General features: G+C 50.7%; 2 protein-coding genes and 1 pseudogene. All 3 read left to right on the plus strand.

Annotated elements, in window-relative coordinates; translation table 11 throughout:
• Positions 1–722: DNA ligase (locus Q0277_RS07570; RefSeq protein WP_297996968.1), on the plus strand; the 722-nt coding region annotated here is incomplete at its 5' end.
• 52 nt (positions 723–774) lie between these two features.
• Positions 775–1,764, plus strand: a complete 990-nt coding sequence (gene galE / locus Q0277_RS07575; RefSeq protein WP_297896583.1) for a UDP-glucose 4-epimerase GalE — start codon at positions 775–777, stop codon at positions 1,762–1,764.
• 81 nt (positions 1,765–1,845) lie between these two features.
• Positions 1,846–2,061 (plus strand): annotated as a pseudogene (locus Q0277_RS07580) (virulence factor MviN); the annotation flags it as partial.

Genomic DNA, 2,061 nt, shown 5'->3' on the forward strand with positions numbered 1-2,061 from the left:
CGGGCTGGGTCATCAGTGAAAAGCTAGACGGCGTGCGCGCGATCTGGGACGGCAAAAATCTGCGCTCCAGGCGCGGCAAGATCATAAACGCTCCTGAGGGCTGGAGCGCGGGCTTTCCGCCGTTTTTCGTGGACGGCGAGCTATACACGGCGCGCGGAGAGTTTGAGCAGCTCGTCTCGATCGTCTCTTCTAGCGTGCCCGATGAGCGGTGGAGCAGGGTGAAATTTTACGCGTTTGATCTGCCGAAGGAGCAGAAAAACCTAAGCGCGAAGATGGAAATTTTAAGAAATTTTATCGCCTCAAGCGGCGCGCAAAATTTACTCATCGTGCAGCAAACTCCGGTAAGCACGCACGCCGACGTGCAGGCGTATTTTGATCGCGTTATCGCAGCAGGCGGCGAGGGGGTCGTGCTGCGCGATCCAAACGCGCTTTATGAGAGCGGCCGCAGCGATAAAATTTTAAAATACAAAAAGACGCACGATAGCGAGTGCAAGGTCGTAAAAATCAACCCCGGCTACGGCAAAAACGAGGGCAAGATGGGCTCGCTTAGCTGCGTGGATCTACGTAGCGGAGCGAAATTTAAAGTAGGCACGGGCTTTAGCGACGAGATGCGGGCAAATCCGCCTAAAGTAGGCACGATCATCACCTATCAATACCAAAACCTAACCCGCGAGAAAAAGCCGCGCTTCCCCGTATTTTTGCGCGTGCGACCAGCGATTTAATCTAAGGGGCTATAATCGCGTATTTTGATAAATTTGATCCGAAGGAGAATAGATGAAAATTTTAATTACAGGCGGCGCGGGATACATCGGTAGCCACGTCGCAAAGGCGCTTTTAGAAGCAAACCGCCACGACGTCGTCATACTGGATAATCTTTGCAAGGGCTCGATGCGAGCGATCGAGGCACTTCGCAAAATAGGCGAGTTTGAGTTCGTGCAAGAGAGCCTAGAAAATACCCCCGCAATCGAGAAGCTTTTTAAGCGCGAGAAGTTTGATGCGATCATTCACTTTGCGGCGTTTATCGAGGTTTTTGAAAGCACGCAAAATCCGCTAAAATACTATTTAAACAACACCGCCAACGCGATGAATTTAATCGCGCTTGCGAACAAATACGGCGTGAAAGACTTTATCTTTAGCTCCACTGCGGCGACCTACGGCGAGCCAGGCGTCCCGCAAGTAAGCGAGGAAACTCCGCAAAATCCGATCAATCCGTACGGCAGAAGCAAGCTTATGGTCGAGTGGGTGCTAAAAGACGCGGCAGCGGCAAATCCGAATTTTAAATACGGAATTTTGCGCTACTTCAACGTTGCAGGTGCGGCTAGCGACGGCACGATCGGGCAAAACTATCCAAACGCGACGCATCTAATTAAGGTAGCGACTCAAACGATCGTCGGCAAGCGCGATAAGATGAGCATTTTTGGCGATGATTACGATACCAAAGACGGCACCTGCATACGCGACTACATCCACGTAGAGGATCTCGCAAGCGCGCATCTGGCGGTACTTGATTATCTGCAAAGTAATGACAGCGCGGTTTTTAACGTAGGATATGGCACGGGCTTTAGCGTAAAAGAGGTCGTCAATGAAGCTAAAAAAGTAAGCGGCGTGGATTTTAAAGTGCAGATCGCTCCGCGCAGAGCGGGGGATCCTGCCTGCCTCATCTCAAACGCGGATAAAATTCGCACCAAAACCTCTTGGCAGCCTGAGCACGAGAGCTTGGATGAGATCATCCTAAGCGCGCTTAATTGGGAAAAGAAGCTCTAGGTTCTAGCGTGAAAGTGCGATTTGAAATTTTAAAATTTTACTCCGCCGCGTTTAATAGCGGCGAGCAAAAGGAAGCCTTGTTTGCTTAAAATTCTAAACGCCCCCGAAGCCGCGCAGCGTAAGCTCGGCGTCGTGCTATCGTATGTGAATATCTTTGTTTCTACGATACTTACTTTGGTTTATACGCCGTTTTTCCTGCGGGCGCTGGGGCAGAGCGAGTTTGGGCTATATTCTTTAGCGAGCAGCGTTATCGGCTATTTGGCGATTTTGGATTTAGGCTTTGGCAACGCCGTGACG

Origin of the sequence: uncultured Campylobacter sp., from assembly GCF_938030815.1 — a bacterium.
Classification (GTDB): Bacteria; Campylobacterota; Campylobacteria; order Campylobacterales; family Campylobacteraceae; genus Campylobacter_B.

What these genes read in the sequence shown, in the direction of transcription:
- galE (WP_297896583.1), top strand. Translation starts at nt 775, where the DNA reads ATGAAAATTTTAATTACAGGCGGCGCGGGATACATCGGTAGCCACGTC.